Origin of the sequence: Burkholderia sp. ABCPW 111, from assembly GCF_000773065.1 — a bacterium.
In the GTDB taxonomy this organism is placed as follows: domain Bacteria; phylum Pseudomonadota; class Gammaproteobacteria; order Burkholderiales; family Burkholderiaceae; genus Burkholderia; species Burkholderia savannae.
Genome location: NZ_JPWT01000080.1, coordinates 1 through 20,902, shown reverse-complemented (window position 1 = coordinate 20,902; position 20,902 = coordinate 1). Strand labels below are relative to the sequence as shown.

Annotated in this window: 25 protein-coding genes; 19 read left to right on the top strand and 6 right to left on the bottom strand. The window is 67.4% G+C overall.

Annotation, left to right across the window (positions count from 1 at the left end):
* Window positions 1–32: 32 nt before the first annotated feature.
* Window positions 33–1,607, bottom strand: coding sequence for a S41 family peptidase (locus tag X946_RS18685; protein WP_038750564.1), 1,575 nt, complete (start codon window positions 1,605–1,607; stop codon window positions 33–35).
* Between the two features lie 205 nt (window positions 1,608–1,812).
* Complete coding sequence (gpmA, locus tag X946_RS18680) at window positions 1,813–2,565, bottom strand: 2,3-diphosphoglycerate-dependent phosphoglycerate mutase (RefSeq protein WP_038750561.1); 753 nt, start codon at window positions 2,563–2,565, stop codon at window positions 1,813–1,815.
* A gap of 133 nt (window positions 2,566–2,698) precedes the next feature.
* Here gpmA and X946_RS18675 point away from each other — a divergent pair, with 133 nt between their 5' ends.
* The 5 genes from X946_RS18675 to X946_RS18655 all read left to right on the top strand — a co-directional run bounded on the left by X946_RS18675 (window position 2,699) and on the right by X946_RS18655 (window position 5,680).
* Complete coding sequence (locus X946_RS18675) at window positions 2,699–3,106, top strand: rhodanese-like domain-containing protein (RefSeq protein ID WP_038750558.1); 408 nt, start codon at window positions 2,699–2,701, stop codon at window positions 3,104–3,106.
* An 11-nt stretch (window positions 3,107–3,117) separates the two neighbouring features.
* Window positions 3,118–3,378, top strand: a complete 261-nt coding sequence (gene grxC, locus X946_RS18670; protein WP_038750555.1) for a glutaredoxin 3 — start codon at window positions 3,118–3,120, stop codon at window positions 3,376–3,378.
* 116 nt (window positions 3,379–3,494) lie between these two features.
* Window positions 3,495–3,974, top strand: coding sequence for a protein-export chaperone SecB (secB, locus tag X946_RS18665; protein ID WP_038750552.1), 480 nt, complete (start codon window positions 3,495–3,497; stop codon window positions 3,972–3,974).
* 25 nt (window positions 3,975–3,999) lie between these two features.
* Window positions 4,000–4,998, top strand: a complete 999-nt coding sequence (locus X946_RS18660; protein ID WP_038750550.1) for an NAD(P)H-dependent glycerol-3-phosphate dehydrogenase — start codon at window positions 4,000–4,002, stop codon at window positions 4,996–4,998.
* A 148-nt stretch (window positions 4,999–5,146) separates the two neighbouring features.
* Window positions 5,147–5,680 carry an O-acetyl-ADP-ribose deacetylase gene (locus X946_RS18655; protein ID WP_038750628.1) on the top strand — a complete coding sequence of 178 codons (534 nt, stop codon included), beginning with the start codon at window positions 5,147–5,149 and terminating at the stop codon, window positions 5,678–5,680.
* Between the two features lie 343 nt (window positions 5,681–6,023).
* Here X946_RS18655 and trmL read toward each other — a convergent pair whose 3' ends face one another.
* Together trmL and X946_RS18645 are read right to left on the bottom strand one after the other, a co-directional pair.
* Window positions 6,024–6,494: a tRNA (uridine(34)/cytosine(34)/5-carboxymethylaminomethyluridine(34)-2'-O)-methyltransferase TrmL gene (trmL, locus tag X946_RS18650; protein WP_038750547.1), complete on the bottom strand. Its 471-nt coding sequence runs from the start codon at window positions 6,492–6,494 to the stop codon at window positions 6,024–6,026.
* 54 nt (window positions 6,495–6,548) lie between these two features.
* Complete coding sequence (locus X946_RS18645) at window positions 6,549–7,325, bottom strand: ComF family protein (protein ID WP_038750544.1); 777 nt, start codon at window positions 7,323–7,325, stop codon at window positions 6,549–6,551.
* 84 nt (window positions 7,326–7,409) lie between these two features.
* Here X946_RS18645 and X946_RS18640 point away from each other — a divergent pair, with 84 nt between their 5' ends.
* The 8 genes from X946_RS18640 (at window position 7,410) to X946_RS18605 (ending at window position 14,412) form a co-directional block, all read left to right on the top strand.
* Entirely contained in the window at window positions 7,410–8,375 is a 966-nt protein-coding gene (locus tag X946_RS18640) for a methyltransferase domain-containing protein (RefSeq protein WP_038750541.1), read from the top strand.
* Between the two features lie 235 nt (window positions 8,376–8,610).
* Window positions 8,611–9,087, top strand: a complete 477-nt coding sequence (locus tag X946_RS18635; RefSeq protein WP_038750539.1) for a DUF2244 domain-containing protein — start codon at window positions 8,611–8,613, stop codon at window positions 9,085–9,087.
* Window positions 9,088–9,136: 49 nt separating this feature from the next.
* Complete coding sequence (gene coxB, locus X946_RS18630; RefSeq protein ID WP_038750536.1) at window positions 9,137–10,714, top strand: cytochrome c oxidase subunit II; 1,578 nt, start codon at window positions 9,137–9,139, stop codon at window positions 10,712–10,714.
* Window positions 10,715–10,757: 43 nt separating this feature from the next.
* Window positions 10,758–12,365 carry a cytochrome c oxidase subunit I gene (ctaD, locus tag X946_RS18625; RefSeq protein ID WP_038750533.1) on the top strand — a complete coding sequence of 536 codons (1,608 nt, stop codon included), beginning with the start codon at window positions 10,758–10,760 and terminating at the stop codon, window positions 12,363–12,365.
* Between the two features lie 71 nt (window positions 12,366–12,436).
* On the top strand, window positions 12,437–12,577 hold the full coding sequence (locus X946_RS35730; protein WP_004550920.1) for a cytochrome oxidase small assembly protein: 141 nt from the start codon (window positions 12,437–12,439) through the stop codon (window positions 12,575–12,577).
* 21 nt (window positions 12,578–12,598) lie between these two features.
* Window positions 12,599–13,204, top strand: a complete 606-nt coding sequence (locus X946_RS18615; RefSeq protein WP_038750530.1) for a cytochrome c oxidase assembly protein — start codon at window positions 12,599–12,601, stop codon at window positions 13,202–13,204.
* Window positions 13,205–13,220: 16 nt separating this feature from the next.
* Complete coding sequence (locus tag X946_RS18610) at window positions 13,221–13,424, top strand: DUF2970 domain-containing protein (protein WP_038750527.1); 204 nt, start codon at window positions 13,221–13,223, stop codon at window positions 13,422–13,424.
* Window positions 13,425–13,554: 130 nt separating this feature from the next.
* Window positions 13,555–14,412 carry a cytochrome c oxidase subunit 3 gene (locus X946_RS18605; protein ID WP_006024431.1) on the top strand — a complete coding sequence of 286 codons (858 nt, stop codon included), beginning with the start codon at window positions 13,555–13,557 and terminating at the stop codon, window positions 14,410–14,412.
* Between the two features lie 157 nt (window positions 14,413–14,569).
* Here X946_RS18605 and X946_RS18600 read toward each other — a convergent pair whose 3' ends face one another.
* Window positions 14,570–14,779: a twin transmembrane helix small protein gene (locus X946_RS18600; RefSeq protein WP_004200193.1), complete on the bottom strand. Its 210-nt coding sequence runs from the start codon at window positions 14,777–14,779 to the stop codon at window positions 14,570–14,572.
* A gap of 88 nt (window positions 14,780–14,867) precedes the next feature.
* On the opposite strand from X946_RS18600, the gene X946_RS18595 reads away from it, so the two are divergent.
* The 5 genes from X946_RS18595 (at window position 14,868) to X946_RS18575 (ending at window position 18,992) form a co-directional block, all read left to right on the top strand.
* Window positions 14,868–15,581, top strand: coding sequence for an SURF1 family protein (locus tag X946_RS18595; RefSeq protein ID WP_038750524.1), 714 nt, complete (start codon window positions 14,868–14,870; stop codon window positions 15,579–15,581).
* 64 nt (window positions 15,582–15,645) lie between these two features.
* Window positions 15,646–16,287 (top strand): SCO family protein, encoded by a 642-nt coding sequence (locus tag X946_RS18590; protein ID WP_038750625.1) that lies wholly within the window; start codon window positions 15,646–15,648, stop codon window positions 16,285–16,287.
* Window positions 16,288–16,330: 43 nt separating this feature from the next.
* Window positions 16,331–17,440, top strand: coding sequence for a COX15/CtaA family protein (locus X946_RS18585; RefSeq protein WP_038750521.1), 1,110 nt, complete (start codon window positions 16,331–16,333; stop codon window positions 17,438–17,440).
* A 12-nt stretch (window positions 17,441–17,452) separates the two neighbouring features.
* The gene (cyoE, locus tag X946_RS18580) at window positions 17,453–18,355 is read left to right on the top strand and encodes a heme o synthase (protein ID WP_038750518.1); all 903 of its coding nucleotides are present in this window, start codon (window positions 17,453–17,455) and stop codon (window positions 18,353–18,355) included.
* A 19-nt stretch (window positions 18,356–18,374) separates the two neighbouring features.
* Window positions 18,375–18,992 (top strand): SCO family protein, encoded by a 618-nt coding sequence (locus tag X946_RS18575; RefSeq protein ID WP_038750515.1) that lies wholly within the window; start codon window positions 18,375–18,377, stop codon window positions 18,990–18,992.
* A 232-nt stretch (window positions 18,993–19,224) separates the two neighbouring features.
* Here X946_RS18575 and X946_RS18570 read toward each other — a convergent pair whose 3' ends face one another.
* Window positions 19,225–19,515, bottom strand: coding sequence for a YciI family protein (locus tag X946_RS18570; protein WP_038750623.1), 291 nt, complete (start codon window positions 19,513–19,515; stop codon window positions 19,225–19,227).
* 187 nt (window positions 19,516–19,702) lie between these two features.
* Between X946_RS18570 and X946_RS18565 the strand changes: the two genes are divergently transcribed.
* Window positions 19,703–20,902 (top strand): methyl-accepting chemotaxis protein (locus X946_RS18565; protein ID WP_038750620.1); only part of this gene is annotated, 1,200 nt, incomplete at its 3' end.

Below are 20,902 nucleotides of genomic sequence, written 5' to 3'. Positions count from 1 at the left end.
CGCCGCGATGGCCCGTGCGTTGCGTCGCGCGCTTACTGCGGCTGCGGTGCCGAAGCGGGCTTCGGCGCCGGCGCCGGCTTCGCGGCCGCTTTCGGCGCCGCCTTCGGCGCGGACGCGGCGGCCGCCTTGTCGGCCGGGCTCTTCGACGCGCTGTCGGCGACGAGCATCTTCGACTGCTCGACCGGCTTGCCTTCGAGCTTGTTGAGTGCCTGCTGCATCATGAAGTCGTCGGCGCTGCCGAATTCGACCGGCTTGCGCTCGCGATCCTTCTGACGCTGCTCGGGCGTCTTCTTGTCGTTCTGCTCCTCGAGAATGCGCAGTTGCTCCATCCGGCGCTGCTCGCGATCCTCGAGCTCCTTCTTCTCGTTCGGGTCCTGCGTGTTCGCGAGGTGGTTCGTGTAGTCGACTTCGCGCGTGACGAGCACGTCGTCCGGATCGCCGTCCGCGAACTGATCGACCGGAACGTCGGGCAGGATGCCCTTGTTCTGGATCGAGCGGCCGCTCGGCGTGTAGTAGTACGCGGTCGTCAGGCGCAGCGCGGAGTCCGCCGTCATCGGCCGGACCGTCTGCACCGAGCCCTTGCCGAACGTCGCCTTGCCCATGATCACCGCGCGGTGCGAATCCTGCAGCGCGCCCGCGACGATTTCCGACGCCGACGCCGAATAGGCGTTCGTCAGCACGACCATCGGCACGGTCTTGAAGACGGCCGGCAGGTTCTTCAGCGGGTCGGAATCGAACGACGGCAGGCGGTAGTTCTCGTAGTTGTCGCGATAGATCTGCTTCGAATCCGGAATCTGGCCGTTCGTCGAGACGACGACGGAATCCGGCGGCAGGAACGCGCCCGCGACGCCGACCGCGCTCTGCAGCAGGCCGCCGCCGTTGTTGCGCAGATCGAGGATCAGGCCCTTCAGGTTCGGCTGCTGGCGCGCGATGTCTTGCAGCTTCGCGGCGAGATCGGGCGTCGTGCGCTCCTGGAAGCTCGTGATGCGGATGTACGCGTAGCCCGGATCGAGCAGCTTCATCTTCACGCTCTGCACGCGGATCACCGCGCGCGTGACCGTGACGGGGAACGTGCGGTCGTCGCTCTTGCGGAAGATCGTCAGCGTGACCTTCGTGCCGGGTTCACCGCGCATCTGCTTGACCGCCTTGTCGAGCGTCATGCCGCGCACCGGGCGATCGTTGATGCGGGTGATCAGGTCGCCCGGACGGATGCCGGCGCGGAACGCGGGCGTATCTTCGATCGGCGAGATCACCTTGACGAGGCCGTCTTCCTGCGAGATTTCGATGCCGAGTCCGGCGAAGCGGCCCTTCGTCTGCTCCTGCAGCTCCTGGTAGTCGGTCTTGTCGAGATACGACGAATGCGGATCGAGGCTCGACACCATGCCCTTGATTGCCGCGGTCAGCAGCTTCTTGTCGTCGACGGGCTCGACGTATTCGCGCTTGATCTGCCCGAAAACTTCCGCGAAGAGGCGTAACTGGTCGAGCGGCAGCGGCGCGGCGGCCGTCGTGACGGCCTGCTGGGCCGACGCGGAGATTTGCAGCGTCGCGAAGACGCCGGTCGCGAGGCCCGCGGCAATCAGGCCGATGTTCTTCAATTTCATACGCATAGAGTCTGGTGCGGTCGGAAAGCGCGTGGCTGTCGCGGGAGCAAACGGGACGGTCATAGGACGGTCAAGTATAACTGTTCGTCCGGATGCCTTGTGGATTGGGGCGAAATGGGAAACGCCAGCAAGATTCTGACAACGCCGCGCGAAACAGGTTCGCGCGGCGAGGTGCGCGCACGGGATGCCGCCCGCGCGCCGCGCGCGGCGATTACGCCGCCGACGCCTTGCCCTGCTGCGCGACGGCGGCCTGCGCTTTCGCGATCGCGTCCTGATCGCCGAGGTAGTAGTGCCGGATGGGCGTGAGGTTCTCGTCGAGCTCGTAGACGAGCGGCACGCCGTTCGGGATGTTCAGGCCGACGATGTCCGAATCGGAGATGCCGTCGAGATACTTGATCAGCGCGCGCAGCGAGTTGCCGTGCGCGGCGATCAGCACCTGCTTGCCGGCCTTCACCGCAGGCGCGATCGATTCGTTCCACAGCGGCAGCACGCGCGCGACCGTATCCTTCAGGCACTCGGTGAGCGGCAGCTGCTCGCGCGGCACCTTCGCGTAGCGCGGATCTTCGTACGGCGCGCGCTCGTCGGTCGGCTCGAGCGCGGGGGGCGGCGTGTCGTAGCTGCGGCGCCAGACCAGCACCTGCTCGTCGCCGTACTTCGCCGCGGTTTCCGCCTTGTTCAGGCCCGACAGCGCGCCGTAGTGGCGCTCGTTCAGCCGCCACGAATGGACGACGGGCACGTACATCAGGTCCATCTGGTCCTGCACGTGCCAGAGCGTGCGGATCGCGCGCTTCAACACCGAGGTGTACGCGATGTCGAACGTGTAGCCGGCTTCCTTCAGCAGGCGCCCCGCCTGCTGGGCTTCGCTGTTGCCTTGTTCGGTCAGGTCGACGTCGACCCAGCCGGTGAAGCGGTTTTCCTTGTTCCAGGTCGATTCGCCGTGGCGGATGAGAACGAGCTTGTGCATAGATGCTTGCGGTCGGTAGTGAGGAAGCGGTAGGCGCCGATGCGGACCCGGCTCGGGGGCGACATCGCGTAAAGCGGTTATTTTATAATGGCGGGATTGCCCTTTCCGATTTCTCTTTTTCGGCGGATTTTCCGTGACGTTCTTCACCGATTACACGAACCTCGCGCTCATCGCGATCCTGGTGGTTTCCGGCGGTCTTCTCGCGTGGCCCGCGCTGCGGCGCGGCGGCGGCGGGCTGTCGGCCGCCGAGGCGACCCAACTGATCAACCGCCGCAACGCGATCGTCGTCGATTTGCGCCCGTCGGCCGAGTACGGCGCGGGCCACCTGCCGTCGGCGCGCTCGATCGAATTCGGCGAGCTGCAGGCGAAGGCGGGCCAGCTCGCGAAGAACAAGGGCACGCCCGTGCTGCTCGTGTGCCAGAACGGCCAGCAGTCGCAGAAGGCGCGCAAGATCGTCGAGGCGGCGGGCTACCAGGACGTCCACGTGCTGCAGGGCGGCCTGAGCGCGTGGCAGCAAGCCGGCATGCCGGTCGTCAAATAAGGAGTGGCGAAGTGAACAAAGTGGTCATGTACAGCACGCAGGTGTGCCCGTATTGCATCCAGGCCGAGCGGCTGCTCAAGCTGCGCGGCGTCGAGCACGTCGAGAAGGTGCTGGTCGACAAGGAGCCGGAGCGTCGCGCCGAAATGATGGAGCGCACCGGCCGCCGCACCGTGCCGCAGATCTACATCGGCGACACGCACGTCGGCGGCTACGACGACCTGTCGAAGCTCGACCGCGAAGGCGGCCTGAAGCCGCTCCTCGAAGCCGCCTGACAAGGCGCAAGCCATCGCGCGGCCGCCGTCTTGCGCGCGGCGCGCGATCCACGCACGATCGCACCGGGCGTGCCGGAGGGTTCCGGCCGCCGCGAAAACATTTTTAGGGAGCCACCATGTCCGACGTCGAAAACCAACCGTTCTTCAACATCCAGCGCATCTACCTGAAGGATCTGTCGCTCGAGCAGCCGAATTCGCCCGCGATCTTCCTCGAGCAGGAGATGCCTGCCGTTGAAGTCGAAGTGGACGTGAAGGCCGAGCGCCTCGCCGACAACGTCTACGAAATCGTCGTCGCGGGCACCGTCACCGCGAAGGTGCGCGAGAAGGTCGCGTTCCTCGTCGAAGCGAAGCAGGCAGGCATCTTCGACATCCGCAACATCCCGGCCGAGCAGATCGATCCGCTTTGCGGCATCGCGTGCCCGACGATCCTGTTCCCGTACCTGCGCTCGAACATCGCCGATTCGATCACGCGCGCGGGCTTCCCGCCGATCCACCTCGCCGAGATCAACTTCCAGGCGCTGTACGAGCAGCGTCTCGCCGAAATCGCGCAGCAACAGCAGCAAGGCGGCGCGCCGAACGGCACGACGCTGAACTGAGCGTGAACGACGACCGGTGCTGAGCATGAAAGTCGCTGTCCTCGGCGCCGGCGCGTGGGGCACCGCGCTCGCGGCGCATCTCGCCGCGCGGCACGACACGCTGCTCTGGGCGCGCGACGCCGCGCTCGTCGCCGAGCTCGCCGCGCGGCGCGAGAACGCCCGCTACCTGGACGGCGTCGCGCTGCCGCCGGCATTGCGTTACGAGGCCGATCTCGTCGCGGCGCTGTCGCACGCGCAAGCGGACGACGCGCTGTGCGTGATCGCCGCGCCCGTGGCCGGATTGCGCGCGCTGTGCCGCGCGATGCGCGACGCAGGCTGCGTGCCGGCTCACTTCGTCTGGGTCTGCAAGGGCTTCGAGGCCGACACGCGGCTGCTGCCGCACCAGATGGTCGGCGAAGAGCTGCCCGGGCATGCGAGCTACGGCGTGCTGTCCGGGCCGAGCTTCGCGCGCGAGGTCGCGCAGGGGCTGCCCGTCGCGCTGACGGTCGCCAGCGCGTCGGCCGCGTGCCGCGAGCGTACGCTCGCGGCGTTCCATCACGGCGCGATGCGCATCTACACGGGCGACGACGTCGCGGGCGTCGAAGTCGGCGGCGCGGTGAAGAACGTGCTCGCGATCGCAACGGGCATCGCCGACGGCCTGGGCCTGGGCCTGAACGCGCGCGCGGCGCTCATCACGCGCGGGCTCGCGGAGATGTCTCGCCTCGGCGTCGCGCTCGGCGGCCGCGCGGAAACGTTCACGGGCCTCACGGGCCTGGGCGATCTGATCCTCACGGCGACGGGCGATCTGTCGCGCAACCGGACGGTCGGCATGCAGCTCGCGGCCGGCCGCACGCTCGACGATATCCTGGCCGCGCTCGGCCACGTCGCCGAAGGCGTGCGGTGCGCGCGCGCGGTGTTGTCGATCGCGCGCGAGCGCGGGGTCGACATGCCGATCACCGAAGCGGTGTGCGCCGTGCTGTTCGACGGCGTCGCGCCGCGCGACGCGGTGAGCGGCCTGCTGCGGCGGGACGCGAAGGCCGAATAGGGCCCCGCGCGCCGAACCGAAACCAACCGCACCGAGCGAACGAGCGAACGCGGGCGCGCCGCATCGAGCGCCCGCTCTCGCTCGTCTGTGCGCTTGCGCCGCGCGGGCGTACGCTGTGCGTATCGCGATCAACTCGATGGAGGGCATCATGCCGAACATCGGTTCGACGTCGGTCGAAGCGCGCGTCGTCGACATCACGACGCTCGCGCTCGACGCGATCGTCAACGCGGCCAACGAGTCGCTGCTGGGCGGCGGCGGCGTGGACGGCGCGATCCACCGCGCGGCGGGGCCCGAGCTCGTGAACGAATGCGCGATGCTCGGCGGCTGCGCGACGGGCGACGCGAAGCTCACGCGCGGCTATCGTCTGCCCGCGAAGTACGTGATTCACACGGTCGGCCCGGTTTGGCACGGCGGCGGGCGCGGCGAGCCCGCGCTGCTCGCGTCGTGCTACCGGCGCGCGCTCGAAGTGGCGGCCGACGCCGGCTGCGCGTCGATCGCGTTTCCGGCGATCAGCTGCGGCGTGTATCGCTTTCCGCCGGACGACGCAACCGCGATCGCGGTGCGCACGGTCGCCGACGCGCTGGCCGGCGACCTGGCCGAGGCGAAATTCGAGCGCATCGTGTTCGCGTGCTTTTCCGACGCGATGCTCGATCTCTATCGTGCGGCGCTTGCGCGCGTTTGAGCGCGCGTTCGTGCGCCGCTTGCCGCCGCCGGCCGGTTTCGGCGTCGGCTTGCGGCCGACGTCCGGGCGAATCGGCTGTCGATCGGAGACTGGCGGCGCGGCGCCGCGCAACGCGTGTCGACGACGTTCGCGCTCGGGTCATGTTCCGCGCATGAAGTATGCTCGCGCCGTCACGAAGCGACGGTCGCTGCGGCGTAGCTTCCGCCGGGCGAAAGCCGGCGAAGCGTCGCTGTCCGGCGTTTTATGCCGATCCGATCCCAATCGATCCGATTGCGCTTCGCCGTCACGACCATTCTCGCCGCCCCCGCGTTCGACAGAACGCGCCGGCCGGCCCGGCGCGCGCTCAAGCGCCGCCTTCGAACCCCGCCTGACGCCACGCCTCGAACACGACGACCGCGACCGTATTCGACAGATTGAGGCTGCGATTGCCCGGCCGCATCGGCAGCCGCACGCGCTGCCCGGCGGGAAAGCGCTCGACGAGCTCGGGCGAGAGGCCGCGCGTCTCCGAGCCGAACACGAACCAATCGCCCGGCTCGAATGCGCGATCGTGAAAGCGTCCCGCGCCGCGCGTCGTGAACGCGAACATCCGGGCGGGGTCGGGCGCTTCGGTCGCGACGAACGCTTCCCAATCCCGATGGACCCGCATCTGCGCGTACTCGTGATAGTCGAGCCCCGCGCGCCGCATCTTCGCGTCGTCGAGCGGAAAGCCGAGCGGCTCGATCAGATGCAGCCGCGCGCCCGTGTTGGCGCACAGCCGGATCACGTTGCCGGTGTTCGGCGGAATTTCGGGCTCGACGAGGACGACGTTGAACATGATTCGATCGGTGAAAAGCGTGTGAACGTTTAGCAGGCGCGATGCGGCGCGCCTTCAATCCTTCGCGGTGCGCAGCGCGACGAAGTTCGTCACGCGCCGCGCGCCCGCTTCCTTCAGTTTGCGCGCGAGCGCGTCGAGCGTCGCGCCCGACGTCATCACGTCGTCGACGACGCCGACGTGCAGCCCCGCAACCGGCCGCGCGATGTCGAACGCCGCCGCGACGTTCGCGCGCCGCGCGTCGAACGCGAGCCGCGATTGCGGCGCGGTGTTGGCGACGCGCGCGGCAAGCGTCGCGTCGGCGCGCACCTGCAGCGCGCGTGCGAGCGGCCGCGCGATCGCCCACGCCTGGTTGTAGCCGCGCTCGACGAGCCGGCGCGGCGCGAGCGGCACGGGCGCGATTACGTCGAGCGGCGGCGCGCCGTCGAGCGCGTCCGCCGCGAGCCGCGCGAGCCGCTCGCCGAATTCGCGGCCGAGCGCGAGCCGCCCGTGAAATTTCAAATCGAGCGCGAGGCCGTCGAGCGGCGCGCGGTAGTCGGCGAGCGCGAGCGTCGCGTCGAACGGCGGCGGCGTGCCGGCGCACGCGCCGCAGCGGTAGCGCATCGCGCCGCCCGGCGCGCGCGAGCCGGACAGCGGCAGCGCGCAGCGCGGGCAGCGCAGCCGCGCCTCGTTCCAATAGGCGGCGTCGCAACAGTCGCAAATCGTCCGATGTGACAAATTGCCGCACAACGCGCAGCGGTTCGGCAGCGCAGCAGCGAAAAAACGTGCCAGGACAATGCCCAGGCGCGACGCCGCCAAGCGTATGCCGCATCGCAAAACGGCCGGATTCGCCATCGTTCGGTTCCTGCGGAGGGGCCGCTTCGCTGAATGGCGCGAAGCGAGCGAGTATACTTCGGGCTCTTCGCCAGTGTGCCCGACATGTCCCCAGCTTCCGCAAAAACCAGCCGTCCGGCCTACGATCCCCGGCGCTTGCGGCGAATCTTCGACCGCCGAGCCGCCGCGTTCGACGCCGTGTCGTTCCTGCCGCGCGAAATCGCGCAGCGGATGCGCGAGCGCCTCGATTTCATCAAGGTGAATCCGGCTGGCGTGCTCGATGCGGGCTGCGGCACGGGCGACGATTTGCCGTTGTTGCGCGCGCGCTTTCCGGAGGCGCCCGTGTTCGGCGTCGACGTATCGGGCGGAATGCTCGCTCGCGCGGCCGCGCGCGATACGGCCGAGACGAGCTGGCGCCGCTTCCTGCCCGCGACGCTCACGAAGGCGCTCGGCCATCGCGGGCCGCGCGTCGCGCAAGCCGATTTTTCCGCGTTGCCGTTCGCGAGCGACGCGTTCGATTTCCTCTGGTCCAACTTCGCGCTGCATTGGCACGCGCGCCCCGATCTCGTGTTTCCCGAATGGCATCGCGTGCTGCGCGTCGACGGGCTGCTGATGTTCAGCACGCTCGGCCCCGACACGCTGCGCGAGCTGCGCGCCGCGTGCGCGGAGGCGGCGGCCGCGGCGGGCGAAGCGCGCGCCGTCGCGCGCGTGATCGATTTCGTCGACATGCACGATCTCGGCGACATGCTCGTCGAGAGCGGCTTCGAGATTCCGGTGATGGACCAGGAGACGCTGACCGTCACCTACAAGTCGCCCGATTCGCTGCTCGCGGACGTGCGCCGCCTCGGCGCGTATCCGTTCGAGCGGGGTGCGTCGGGGGGCGCGTCGCGCCGCCTGCGCGCGGCGCTGTACGACGCGCTCGAGGCGCGCCGGCGCGACGACGGCACGATTCCGTTGACGTTCGAGGTGATTTACGGGCACGCATGGAAAGCGGCGCCGCGCGCGAGCGCGGAAGGCTTCAGCATCGTGCGCGTGCAGGACATCGGCAGAGGGCGGCCGAAGCGTTCGTGACGCGGTGAAGAGCGGTTTCGTTATGCCGGAAATTAACGGTCGCGGGCGGCTGGAAAAAGCCTCCTAAAATGGCCGGGAAGCTTGTCGCGCTTGGCTCGCCGGGCGATGGCCGTTTGCTTGTGGATGACTTTGAACCCGCCTATAATGCGACAGTTTGTCGTCCTGGGGGTCCTCACAATACAGGACGGCCGGCCCGATGCGGGCAAGCATCAGACGCCATTCGCGAGAGGCAGCGATGGAAGCAGCGAAGGGTTTGCACGACGCTGAACCGGTTCTCGCGGACTGGCTGATGAAGCGCAACTGTTCGGTGTCTCCGCGGCAATTCGTGGGGTTCTACGTTTCGCTCGCGGCGTTTTCGCTGTTGATCGCGATCCTGTTGTCGTGGCGCGGAGCGTGGCTCGTGCTGCCTTTCACCGGGATCGAGTTGCTGGCGGTGGGCGTCGCGTTTGCAATCTACGCGCGCCATGCGGTCGATTACGAGCGCATCCGGCTGTTTCCTCACCGGCTCGTCATCGAGCGGATGAGCGCGGAGCGGCTGACGCAGATCGAGTTGAACCCATGCTGGGTGCGGGTCGAGCCGGGTGCGTCGCCGCGCGATCCAATCAAGTTGGTGTCGCGCGGAGAGGCCGTCGTGGTCGGGCAGCACCTCGCGCAATACCGGCGCGCGCAGTTCGCGCGCGAGCTGCGCGCTTCGCTTTCGCGCTGCGGCTGAGCGGGGCGGCCGGCTCGAGGCGGGCGGCCTGCGATGGGGGAGGGTTTGAATGGAAATTTTGGGTAAGGAAGCTATGAAAACAATCAAGCGAGCCCTCACGGGCGTGCTGGCATGCAGCGGGTTGCTCTTGTCCGGCGCCGCTCTGGCGGTCGGCGACAGCCCGGGCGGCCCCCGCGTCAACGAGATCAATCTCCAGCAGCCCGTGACGAAGATCGCAGAAGAGCTCTACGACCTCCACACGATGATGCTCATCCTCTGCACGGTGATCTTCGTCGGCGTGTTCGGCGTGATGTTCTATTCGATCTTCGCGCACCGTAAGTCGAAAGGCCACAAGGCCGCCAATTTCCACGAAAGCACCACCGTCGAAATCATCTGGACGATCGTGCCGTTCATCATCGTCGTGCTGATGGCGCTGCCCGCCACGAAGGCCGTCGTCGCGATGAAGGACACGACGAACGCCGACCTCACGGTCAAGGTGACCGGCTACCAGTGGAAGTGGGGCTACGACTACGTGAAAGGGCCGGGCGAGGGCATCAGCTTCCTGTCCACGCTGTCGACGCCGCGCAGCGAAGTGAACGGCCAGCAGCCGATCAGCGACACCTATCTGCAGGAAGTCGACAATCCGCTCGTCGTGCCGGTCAACAAGAAGATCCGCGTCATCACGACCGCGAACGACGTCGTCCACTCGTGGTACGTCCCGGCGTTCGGCGTCAAGCAGGACGCGATTCCGGGCTTCGTACGCGACACCTGGTTCAAGGCCGAGAAGGTCGGCACCTACCGCGGCTTCTGCACGGAGCTCTGCGGCAAGGAGCATGCGTACATGCCGGTCGTCGTCGAAGTGCTGTCGGACGACGACTACGCGAAGTGGGTGAGCGCGCAGAAGGCGAAGCTCGCCGCCGGCGCGGTCGATCCGAACAAGGTGTATACGCGCGCCGAGCTGATGGCGCACGGCGAAGAAGTCTACAAGGCGAATTGCGCGGCGTGCCACCAGCCGAACGGCAAGGGCGTCGGCGCATTTCCGGCGCTCGACGGCGGCAAGATCGTCAATGGCCCGATCGCCGGCCACCTCGAGCAGGTGCTCAAGGGCAAGGGCGCGATGCCGTCGTGGGCGTCGCTGTCGGATCTCGACATCGCGTCGGTGATCACGTACGAGCGCAATTCGTGGGGCAACCACAAGGGCGATTCGCTGCAGCCGAAGCAAGTGGCCGACGCGCGCAACGGCAAGCTGCCGGAAGACGCGCAGCAGGCGGACGGCGGCGCGGCTGCGCCGGCGGCGGAAGCATCGGGCGCGGCTGCGCAGACGCAGGCCCAGGCGCTGCCGGCCGCGATCTATTTCGAGACGGGCAAGAGCGAGCTGCCGGCCGATGCGAAGGACGCGATCGCCGCGGCGGCCGAATATGTGAAGGCGCATCCGGACGCGAAGCTCGCGCTGTCGGGCTTCACCGACAAGACGGGCTCGGCCGACGCGAACACCGAGCTGGCCAAGCGCCGCGCGCAGGCCGTGCGCGATGCGCTGAAGTCGGCCGGCGTCGCGGAGGACCACATCATTCTGAAAAAGCCGGAAACGATCACGGGCGGGGCTGACGCGAAGGAAGCCCGGCGGGTCGAGATCGGCCCGGCGGCTTGACGTGTCGCTGTGTTTGTCGACGTATTCGCATTAGGAGATTCTCATGTCTAGCATCGGGCACGACGTAGCCGCGGGCCACGCGCACGACGACCACGCGCACGAAACCCCGCACGGCTGGCGGCGCTGGCTGTTCGCCACCAACCACAAGGATATCGGTACGCTGTACCTGCTGTTCTCGTTCATCATGTTCCTGTCGGGCGGCGTGATGGCGCTCGCGATTCGCGCCGAGCTGTTCGAACCGGGCCTGCAGATCATGCGGCCCGAGTTCTTCAACCAGCTGACGACGATGCACGGCCTCATCATGGTGTTCGGCGCGATCATGCCGGCCTTCGTCGGCTTCGCGAACTGGATGATTCCGCTGCAGATCGGCGCGTCGGACATGGCGTTCGCGCGGATGAACAACTTCAGCTTCTGGCTGCTGCCCGTCGCGGCGGTGCTGCTCGTCGGCTCGTTCTTCTCGCCGGGCGGCGCGACGGCGGCCGGCTGGACGCTCTACGCGCCGCTGTCGACGCAGATGGGCCCGGGCATGGACTTCGCGATCTTCGCGGTGCACATCATGGGCGCGTCGTCGATCATGGGCGGGATCAACATCGTCGTGACGATCCTGAACATGCGCGCGCCGGGCATGACGCTGATGAAGATGCCGATGTTCGCGTGGACGTGGCTCATCACGGCCTACCTGCTGATCGCGGTGATGCCGGTTCTGGCCGGCGCGATCACGATGGTGCTGTTCGACCGCCACTTCGGCACGTCGTTCTTCAACGCGGCGGGCGGCGGCGATCCGGTGATGTACCAGCACATCTTCTGGTTCTTCGGGCACCCCGAGGTGTACATCATGATTCTGCCGGCGTTCGGGATCGTGTCGCAGGTGATCCCGGCGTTCTCGCGCAAGCCGCTGTTCGGCTATAGCTCGATGGTGTACGCGACGGCGTCGATCGCGATCCTGTCGTTCATGGTCTGGGCGCACCATATGTTCGCGACCGGCATGCCGGTCACGGGCCAGCTGTTCTTCATGTACGCGACGATGCTGATCGCGGTGCCGACGGGCGTGAAGGTGTTCAACTGGACGGCCACGATGTGGCGCGGCTCGCTGACGTTCGAGACGCCGATGCTGTTCGCGATCGGCTTCCTGTTCGTGTTCACGATGGGCGGCTTCACGGGCCTGATGCTCGCGATGGCGCCGCTCGACATCCAGTACCACGGCACGTACTTCGTCGTCGCGCACTTCCACTACGTGCTCGTCGCGGGCTCGCTGTTCGCGCTCTTCGCCGGGTGGTACTACTGGGCGCCGAAGTGGACGGGCTGGATGTACAACGAGACGCGCGGGAAGATCCACTTCTGGGCGTCGATGATCACCTTCAACATCACGTTCTTCCCGATGCACTTCGTCGGCCTCGCGGGCATGCCGCGTCGCTATGCGGACTACCCGGCGCAGTTCACCGACTTCAATCAGCTCGCGACGATCGGCGCGTTCGGCTTCGGCCTCGCGCAGGTGTACTTCCTGTTCGCGGTCGTGCTGCCCGCGTATCGCGGCGGCGGCGAGCTCGAGCGCGCTTCCGACAAGCCGTGGGACGGCGCGACGGGCCTCGAGTGGACGGTGCCGAGCCCGGCTCCGTTCCACACGTTCGAGCATCCGCCGACGGTCGAGTAACGGATTGACGGCGTTCGCCGCCCGCGTCGCGCGACGCGGGCGGCGGAAAACACGATCGAAGAATATTTCGCATGACCCGGAATTCACAAAAAAGACGAACGCCCGACGAGATTCGCGCGGGCAACAAGCGGCTGCTCTTGATCCTGCTCATCGTCGTCGCCGTTTTCTTTGTGGGTGCCGTCGTCCGGCAGTGGATCGCGTCCACGTCGTGACGCAGTATTGAGGAAGTCCTGATGTCGAAGTCCGACGCGAACGTCGATCGCGCGTTCAACCGGTCGATGCTCCTGAAGCTCGTCGTCGTGGCGGGGCTGATGTTCGGCTTTGGCTTCGCGCTCGTGCCGATGTACCGCGCGATTTGCCAGATCACCGGCATCAACAACCTGCTGCAGCGCGACGTCAGCGAGCGAGAGGCGAAGAATACGCAGATCGATTACACCCGGACGGTGTCGATCGAGCTCGACGCGAACGCGCGCGGCCCGCTCGGCTTCAAGCCGCAGCGCAGCAGCATCGACGTGCATCCGGGCGAGTTGACGACGGTCGTCTACGAAGTGACGAACGGGCAGGGCCGCACGGTGGTCGCGCAGGCGATCCCGAGCTATGCGCCGAAGCAGGCCACCGAGTTCTTCAAGAAGATCGAGTGCTTCTGCTTCACGCAACAGACGCTCGCGGCGAACGAGACGCGCGACATGCCGGTGGTGTTCGTGATCGATCCGAAGCTGCCGAAGGACGTGAAGACGATCACGCTGTCGTACACGTTCTTCGAGCTGAACACGCCCGCGCCCGCCGTGAAGGGCGCGGCGGGGCAGGCGGGCGGCGCCGCGGCGAAGCCTGCCGCGTGACATTGGGGAGGCGACGTTGGTGAGCGGAGCGAACAACAAGAGCACGTTCGTCCAGACGATCAAGGCGGTGATGTGGTCGTTCTTCGGCGTGCGCAGGCGGCGCGATCTCGAGGCGGACGCGACGCAGCTGAACCCGCTGCACGTGCTGGTCGCCGCGCTGATCGGGGCGGCGATCTTCGTCGGCGTGCTGATCCTGATCGTGCACGCGGTGGTCGGGTAGCAAGTGCGGATCGAAGCGGGCGCGCCGCCGTGCGCATTCGCGAGCAGAAAGCGAGGCGGCGCCGCGTGCGCCGCCTGAGAAATAAGCCGGATCGTTCCGGAACAAATTGGACTGAAGCGGAGAATCAAGCATGACCGGTCAAAACGAGAGCCCGTACTATTTCGTGCCGCACCCGTCGCAGCACCCGATCAGCGCGGCCATCGGCCTGCTGATCATGCTCGGCTCGTTCGCGCTGTGGGTCAACGGCGAGCCGTGGGCGCCCTACACGGCGCTCGTCGGCCTGCTGTGGCTGCTGTTCGTGCTGTATCACTGGTTCGGCGACGCGATCGCCGAGTCGGAAGGCGGAATGTACGGCAAGCGCGTCGACAAGTCGTACCGCTGGAGCATGAGCTGGTTCATCTTCTCCGAAGTGATGTTCTTCGGCGCGTTCTTCGGCGCGCTGTTCTATGCGCGCGAAATCGCGATGCATCAGCTCGGCAGCCTCGACTACAAGCTGATCTGGCCGGATTTCTCCGCCGTGTGGCCGAACGAAGGCCCGGGCGCGCTCGTCGGCCACTTCAAGACGATGGGCCCGTGGCCGATCCCGACCCTCAACACCGCGCTGCTGCTGTCGTCGGGCGCGACGCTGACCGTGTCGCACCACGCGCTGCGCGAAGATCACCGCGGCAAGGCGATCGCATGGCTCGCCGCGACGCTCGTGCTCGGCGTGTGCTTCCTGTTCCTGCAGGGCTTCGAATACTTCCACGCGTACAACGAGCTGAACCTGACGCTCGGCTCCGGCGTGTACGGCTCGACGTTCTTCCTGCTGACGGGCTTCCACGGCTTCCACGTGTTTCTCGGCGGCACGATGCTCGCGGTGGTGCTGGTGCGGATGATCCGCGGCCACTTCAAGCCGGATCACCATTTCGCCTTCGAAGGCGCCGCGTGGTACTGGCACTTCGTCGACGTCGTCTGGCTCGGCCTGTACGTCGTCGTCTACTGGCTGTAAAACGAAACGGCCCGCGCAGTGATGCGCGGGCCGTTTGCTTGGTTCGTCGGCGTTGCGATGCGCGCCGAAGCGCCGCGGGCCGACCAGTGCGCCGCCCCGACTTCGTCGGGCGGCGCTTTTGCTTGAATGGGCGGCATGCGTGCGGCGTTATGCCGCATCAGCGGCCGATCGGAATGCCGGTCGAATGAATCCAGCCCATCCAGTTCGCGAACAGGATGAAGAGGAACAGCGAGATCGACAGCCCGACCCGCATCGCGAGCGACCAGACCATCCGCTTCGTATGGCCGCGGTCGTGCATCATGAAATACAGCGCCGACACCATGCTGGCGATGATGAGTACGAAGGCGATCGGAACGAGAATGTGCATGAAGCAAACCGGTAACCGGCAGTTAGAGGAAGAAAAATTCATTATCGCATTTCGGTCGGGCGGCCGTCGCGCCCGGGGGGGCGGCGCGATGAAGATTCGCTGGCTGCCCGCGCTGCTGATTCTCGCGGTGATCGCGGTGACGGTGCGGCTCGGTTTCTGGCAGCTCGATCGCGCGCATCAGAAGGAGGCGCTCGAGGCGCGGATCGCGCGCTACGAGCACGCGAATCCCGTCGACGTGCCGCGCGAGAGCGTCGCGCTGAAGGACATCGAGTTTCATCGCGTGCGCGCGGTCGGGCGCTTCATGCCGGAACTCGCGGTGTTTCTCGACAACCGGCCGTACAACGATCAGCCGGGCTTCTACGTCGTGATGCCGATGAAGCTCGCGAACGGCGGCTACGTGCTCGTGAATCGCGGCTGGCTGCCGCGCAATTTCGCGGACCGCACCGCGATCGAGCCGTTCGCGACGCCCGCGGGCGACGTGACGGTCGAGGGCATCGCGCGCGGCGACGCGTCGCGTGCGTTCGAGCTCGGCGAGGGCGGCTCGGCCGAGCGTCAAAAGATCCGGCAGAATCTCGACGCCGCCGCGTACGCGCACGAAACGGGCCTGCCGCTGCAGCCGTTCGTGATTCAGCAGACGAGCGACGACGGCGACAAGCTCGTGCGCGACTGGCCCGCGCCGACGACGGGCGTCGAGCGCAACTACGGCTACATGTTCCAGTGGTGGGGCATGGCGGCGGCCGCCGCCGGCTTCGGCCTGTATGCCGCGCGCCGCGCGGCGAAAAAGCAATCCGGCGACGCGTGAGCGCGGCGCAGGCGAGTCGCGCGGCGCCGCGCGACGTCCATCGTTTCAAGAGGTCTTTCTGGTGATGCAATCTTCCCGTCCGACGCAGCCGCAACGCGGCCAGCAAGCGGCACCCGCGCAGCGCGGTTCTTGGAAGCGCGGCCGCTGGGTGCTGCTCGCGCTCGCGCTCGTGTGCGCCGCGCCCGTGATCGCGTCGTATTTCACGTATTACGTGATCAAGCCGCGCGGCGGCGCAACCAACTACGGCACGCTGATCGAGCCGCAGCGGCCGATTCCGCCCGATCTGAGCGTCGTCGACGAGACGGGCAAGACGGTGCCGCTCGCGTCGCTGCGCGGCGTGTGGCTGTTCGTGATGGAAGACGGCGGCGCGTGCGGCGACGCGTGCGCGAAAAAGCTCTACTTCATGCGCCAGGTGCGCGCGACGCAGGCGGGCGAGCGGCACCGGATCACGATGGTGTGGCTCAAGAGCGACGCGGCGAACGTGCCGGCGGCGATCGCCGACGCGTATCCGGACACGCGCACGCTGCGCGCCGATCCGGCCGCGGTCGCCGCATGGCTGCCCGCCGACGCGGGCACGCAGGTTGCCGATCACCTCTATCTCGTCGATCCGAACGGCAACCTGATGATGCGTTTCCCGAAGAATCCGGACCCGAGCAAGATCAAGAGCGACGTGACGAAACTCCTCAAGTGGTCGAGCATCGGTTGAGCGCCGGCCGCGACCGGCGATAGAGGGTAAGAGAGAGATTCAGATGTATCTATTGCAACTCGGCCTGATCGGCCTCTGCATCGCGCTGCTGCCGCTGTCGTACGTGTGGGTGAAGGCCGACGACGACAAATTCCGCAAGCTCGTCTGGTTGACGACGTTCCTCACGCTCGATCTCGTGATGTTCGGCGGCTTCACGCGCCTGACCGATTCCGGCCTCGGCTGCCCGGACTGGCCGGGTTGCTACGGCACGTCGTCGCCGTTCATCGCGCACGCGGCGATCACGGCCGCGCATCAGGCGATGCCGACGGGGCCCGTCAGCATGACGAAGGCGTGGATCGAGATGATCCATCGTTATTTCGCGATGGCGATCGGCGTGCTGATCATCGCGCAGACGGTGATCGCCTGGGCCGCGCGGCTGCGCCGCAAGCCGCTTCACGTGTCGCCGTGGTGGCCGACGAGCCTGTTGCTGCTGATTCTCGTGCAGGGCGCGTTCGGCGCATGGACCGTGACGATGAAGCTGCAGCCCGTGATCGTGACGATCCACCTGCTGCTCGGCCTGGCGCTGCTCGGCACGCTCGGCTGGCTCGCCGCGCGCCAGACGCCGCTGCCCGCGCACGAGCCCGAGGCCGGGCGCCATCGCGCGGCGGCGCTCGCCGCGCTCGTGCTGCTCGTCGCGCAGATCGCGCTCGGCGGCTGGGTCAGCACGAACTACGCGGTGCTCGCGTGCACCGATTTCCCGACCTGCAACGGCGCGTGGATTCCGCCGATGGATTTCCGCAACGGCTTCCATCTGTGGCGCGCGCTCGGCATGACGAACGACGGCGACGCGATCACGCAGGACGCGCTCGTCGCGATCCACTGGACGCACCGGACGTTCGCGTTCGTCGTCGTCGCGTACCTGATCGCGTTCGCGCTGAAGATGCGCCGCTTCGCGTCGCTGCGGCGGCCGGCGAACGGCGTGCTCGCCGTCGTGGTGCTGCAGTTCGTCACGGGTTTGACGAATATCGTGCTGCAGTGGCCTTTGCCCGTCGCGGTCGCGCACAACGGGGGGGCCGCGATCCTGCTTCTCCTCGTCGTCATGCTAAACTTTCGCATCCTTTCAAGCCGTCCCGGCCGCGTCGCGCAACCCGCGCGCGACGCCGCGCCCGCGTGACGTTGACCTTACATGGACACCACACTTTCCCAAACGCCCGGTAGCCGCCTCTCCCAGTATCTGGCGCTGACGAAGCCTCGCGTCACGCAGCTCGCCGTGTTCTGCGCGGTGATCGGGATGTTCCTCGCGACGCCGGGGATGGTGCCGTGGAAAGTGCTGCTCGGCGGCACGGTCGGCATCTGGCTGCTCGCGGGCGCGGCGTTCGCGATCAATTGCCTCGTCGAGCAGAAGATCGACGCGATGATGCGGCGCACCGCGTGGCGGCCGTCCGCGCGCGGCGAGATCACGACCGCGCAGATCCTCGCGTTCTCCACCGTGCTGGGCGGCCTCGGCGCATGGACGCTCTACACGTTCACGAATCCGCTGACGATGTGGCTCACGATCGCGACGTTCGTCGGCTACGCGGTGATCTACACGCTGCTGCTCAAGCCGATGACGCCGCAGAACATCGTGATCGGCGGCGCGTCGGGCGCGATGCCGCCCGCGCTCGGCTGGGCGGCCGTCACGGGCGCGGTGCCGGGCGACGCGTGGATTCTCGTCCTCATCATCTTCGTGTGGACGCCGCCGCACTTCTGGGTGCTCGCGCTGTACCGCCGCAAGGACTACGAGAACGCGGGCCTGCCGATGCTGCCCGTCACGCACGGCGAGAAGTTCACGCGGCTGCACATCCTGCTGTACACGGTGATCCTGTTCGCCGTCACGATGATGCCGTTCATCTCCGGGATGAGCGGGGCCGTCTATCTGACGAGCGCCGTGCTGCTCGGCGCGATCTTCCTCGCGTATGCGTGGAAGATCTATCGCGACTATTCGGATGCGCTCGCGCGCCGCGCGTTCCGCTATTCGATCGTCTATCTGTCGTTGCTGTTCGCGGCGCTCCTCGTCGACCATTACGCACGTCCCGTGATCGGGATGTAACTCCAACGGTTCGATTGCAATGCTCAAATCCCTGTTCGCACGCCGCCGCGCGCAGCGCGGCTGGTTGTTCGCCTGCGCGCTCGCGGGCGCGCTGCTGATCGCGGGCTGCGACAAGCAGCCCGCATTCCAGAATCTCGACATCACCGGCAACACGCAATTCGGCAGCGACTTCGCGCTGCCGGACACGACGGGCAAGGTTCGCACGCTCGGCGAATTCAAGGGCAAGGCGGTTGTCGTGTTCTTCGGCTACACGCATTGCCCGGACGTGTGCCCGACGACGATGGCGGAGCTGTCGCAGGCGCTGCAGCAGCTCGGCCCCGACGGCAAGCGCGTGCAGGTGCTGTTCGTCACCGTCGATCCGGAGCGCGACACCGCGGCGCTTCTCGGCCAGTACGTGCCGGCGTTCAACCCGACGTTCATCGGCCTGCGGCCCGCCGACGAAGCGCAACTGAAGAAGGTGACGAAGGACTTCCGCGTGTACTACGCGAAGGTGCCGGGCAAGACGCCCGACAGCTATACGATGGACCACACCGCCGCGAGCTACGTGTTCGATCCGAACGGCAAGCTGCGCCTGTTCGTGCGCGACGGCCAGGGGCCCGGGCCGTGGGTCCACGATCTGAAGCTGCTGCTCGACTGACGCCGGAACGAGCGGCTGTCCGCCGATACGACACGCACCCCGAAGCGCCGGACGTTCCGTCCGGCCTTCGGGGTGTTTTTCATCGCGAGGGCCGCGTGCTCGCCGCGGCGGCTGCGAGCGCCGCGGCGAGCGTCGCGCGCACGGGGGTGTTCGCGCCGGGCAGCCGGTTCCGCTTTCCGGCGATTCGGCCCGCGTCGCGCATCTTCCCCGCGCTGGCCGATTCCGCGAGCGCTTACGGCAGCGCCGGCAGATTGACGCCCGGCGCGACGCGCGTCGTCCTGAATTCGGTGACGGCGTACGTGACGAGCCCCTCCGTGACGAACGGATCGGTTTCGAGGATCGCGTCGAGCTTGTCGCGGTCGATCCGCACCGCGAGGATCACGCCGCCGTCGCGCGGCACCTTCGGCCCGCACGCGACGAACACGCCGGCGTCGAATTGGCGCTGCAGATAGGCGCGGTGGCGTTCGAGCGCGTCGTCGATGCGCTCGAGCGGCGCGGTGTAGCGGATGTCGATCACGTACATGCAGACCTCGTCGAAAAGCGGCCGCGACGCGGTGCCGCGGCCGAGCCGACCTTGTAGCACAGCCTTCGCCGTCGCGCTTCCATTCAAGTTGTAAGCCGGCGTGCCGTAAATAGCGGCAGCGATCGTTCGCGGCCGGGGCCGCGGCGCGGACGGTGCGCAACGAACACGACACGGGAAGGCACACACGATGAACAGAATGAGCTTGAACCGCAAACTGTGGCTGGCGCTTGCGCTCGTATGGATCGGATTGCTGGGGGTAGGCGCGTGGAGCGCCTTCGAGACGCGCGCGACGATGCTCGCCGAGCGCAAGGAAGGGATGGCGAACCTCGTCGATTCGGCGGCGGGCGTCGTGAAGGCGTATCACGCGCTCGCGCAGAGCGGCAAGATGAGCGACGACGACGCGCGGCGCGAAGCGCTCGAGCGCCTGTCGGCGATGCGCTACGGCGATTCCGGCTATCTGTTCGTGATGGATTCGAAGCCGGTCGTGCTGATGCATCCGACGCTGCCGAAGCTCGTCGGCACGCAGGTCGGCGATTATCTGGACCCGGACGGCAAGCCGCTCTTCGTCACGATCCTGAACGCGGCGAAGGAGAGCGGGCGCGGCTTCGCCGAGTATCGCGGCCGGCTGCCGCACAGCGAGACGGCGGTGCCGAAGATCAGCTACGTGACGCGCTTCGCGCCGTGGGACTGGAACATCTCGAGCGGCGTGTTCGTGAAGGACATCGACACCGTCTACTACGAGACGCTCGTCGGCCACCTCGCGGTGGTGTTCGTGATCGGCCTCGTGATCACCGCGGCGATGCTCGTCATCATCCGCAACGTGCGCGCGAGCCTGGGCGGCGAGCCGGACGAGGCGGCCGCGCTCGCCGCGCGGATCGCGTCGGGCGATCTGAGCCGGCCCGTCGCGGTGCGCGCGGGCGACAAGTCGAGCATGATGGCCGCGATGCGCGACATGCAGGGCCGTCTGCAAGCGACGATCGGCGGAATTCGCCAGGCGGCGGAGTCGATCGCGGCGGCGAGCCACGAGATCGCCGCGGGCAACCACGATCTGTCGCAGCGCACCGAGCAGCAGGCCGCATCGCTCGAAGAAACCGCGGCGAGCATGGAAGAGCTGACCGCCACCGTCAAGCAGAACGCCGAGAACGCGCGGCAGGCGAGCGGGCTCGCGAACAGCGCGTCCGAGATCGCGCTGAAGGGCAACGACGTCGTGAGCCGCGTGATCGGCACGATGGGCGAGATCAACGACAGCTCGCAGAAGATCGCCGACATCATCGGGGTGATCGACGGCATCGCGTTCCAGACCAACATCCTCGCGCTGAACGCGGCCGTCGAGGCGGCGCGCGCGGGCGAGCAGGGGCGCGGCTTCGCGGTGGTCGCGGGCGAGGTG

What these genes read in the sequence shown, in the direction of transcription:
- X946_RS18585 (WP_038750521.1), top strand. Translation starts at nt 16,331, where the DNA reads ATGTATCTATTGCAACTCGGCCTGATCGGCCTCTGCATCGCGCTGCTG.
- secB (WP_038750552.1), top strand. Translation starts at nt 3,495, where the DNA reads ATGTCCGACGTCGAAAACCAACCGTTCTTCAACATCCAGCGCATCTAC.
- X946_RS18685 (WP_038750564.1), bottom strand. Translation starts at nt 1,607, where the DNA reads ATGCGTATGAAATTGAAGAACATCGGCCTGATTGCCGCGGGCCTCGCG.
- X946_RS18645 (WP_038750544.1), bottom strand. Translation starts at nt 7,325, where the DNA reads ATGGCGAATCCGGCCGTTTTGCGATGCGGCATACGCTTGGCGGCGTCG.
- X946_RS18640 (WP_038750541.1), top strand. Translation starts at nt 7,410, where the DNA reads ATGTCCCCAGCTTCCGCAAAAACCAGCCGTCCGGCCTACGATCCCCGG.
- X946_RS18660 (WP_038750550.1), top strand. Translation starts at nt 4,000, where the DNA reads ATGAAAGTCGCTGTCCTCGGCGCCGGCGCGTGGGGCACCGCGCTCGCG.
- trmL (WP_038750547.1), bottom strand. Translation starts at nt 6,494, where the DNA reads ATGTTCAACGTCGTCCTCGTCGAGCCCGAAATTCCGCCGAACACCGGC.
- X946_RS18595 (WP_038750524.1), top strand. Translation starts at nt 14,868, where the DNA reads ATGAAGATTCGCTGGCTGCCCGCGCTGCTGATTCTCGCGGTGATCGCG.
- cyoE (WP_038750518.1), top strand. Translation starts at nt 17,453, where the DNA reads ATGGACACCACACTTTCCCAAACGCCCGGTAGCCGCCTCTCCCAGTAT.
- X946_RS18600 (WP_004200193.1), bottom strand. Translation starts at nt 14,779, where the DNA reads ATGCACATTCTCGTTCCGATCGCCTTCGTACTCATCATCGCCAGCATG.
- X946_RS18655 (WP_038750628.1), top strand. Translation starts at nt 5,147, where the DNA reads ATGCCGAACATCGGTTCGACGTCGGTCGAAGCGCGCGTCGTCGACATC.
- X946_RS18590 (WP_038750625.1), top strand. Translation starts at nt 15,646, where the DNA reads ATGCAATCTTCCCGTCCGACGCAGCCGCAACGCGGCCAGCAAGCGGCA.
- X946_RS18605 (WP_006024431.1), top strand. Translation starts at nt 13,555, where the DNA reads ATGACCGGTCAAAACGAGAGCCCGTACTATTTCGTGCCGCACCCGTCG.
- X946_RS18575 (WP_038750515.1), top strand. Translation starts at nt 18,375, where the DNA reads ATGCTCAAATCCCTGTTCGCACGCCGCCGCGCGCAGCGCGGCTGGTTG.
- X946_RS18570 (WP_038750623.1), bottom strand. Translation starts at nt 19,515, where the DNA reads ATGTACGTGATCGACATCCGCTACACCGCGCCGCTCGAGCGCATCGAC.
- coxB (WP_038750536.1), top strand. Translation starts at nt 9,137, where the DNA reads ATGGAAATTTTGGGTAAGGAAGCTATGAAAACAATCAAGCGAGCCCTC.
- X946_RS18615 (WP_038750530.1), top strand. Translation starts at nt 12,599, where the DNA reads ATGTCGAAGTCCGACGCGAACGTCGATCGCGCGTTCAACCGGTCGATG.
- X946_RS18635 (WP_038750539.1), top strand. Translation starts at nt 8,611, where the DNA reads ATGGAAGCAGCGAAGGGTTTGCACGACGCTGAACCGGTTCTCGCGGAC.
- gpmA (WP_038750561.1), bottom strand. Translation starts at nt 2,565, where the DNA reads ATGCACAAGCTCGTTCTCATCCGCCACGGCGAATCGACCTGGAACAAG.
- ctaD (WP_038750533.1), top strand. Translation starts at nt 10,758, where the DNA reads ATGTCTAGCATCGGGCACGACGTAGCCGCGGGCCACGCGCACGACGAC.
- X946_RS35730 (WP_004550920.1), top strand. Translation starts at nt 12,437, where the DNA reads ATGACCCGGAATTCACAAAAAAGACGAACGCCCGACGAGATTCGCGCG.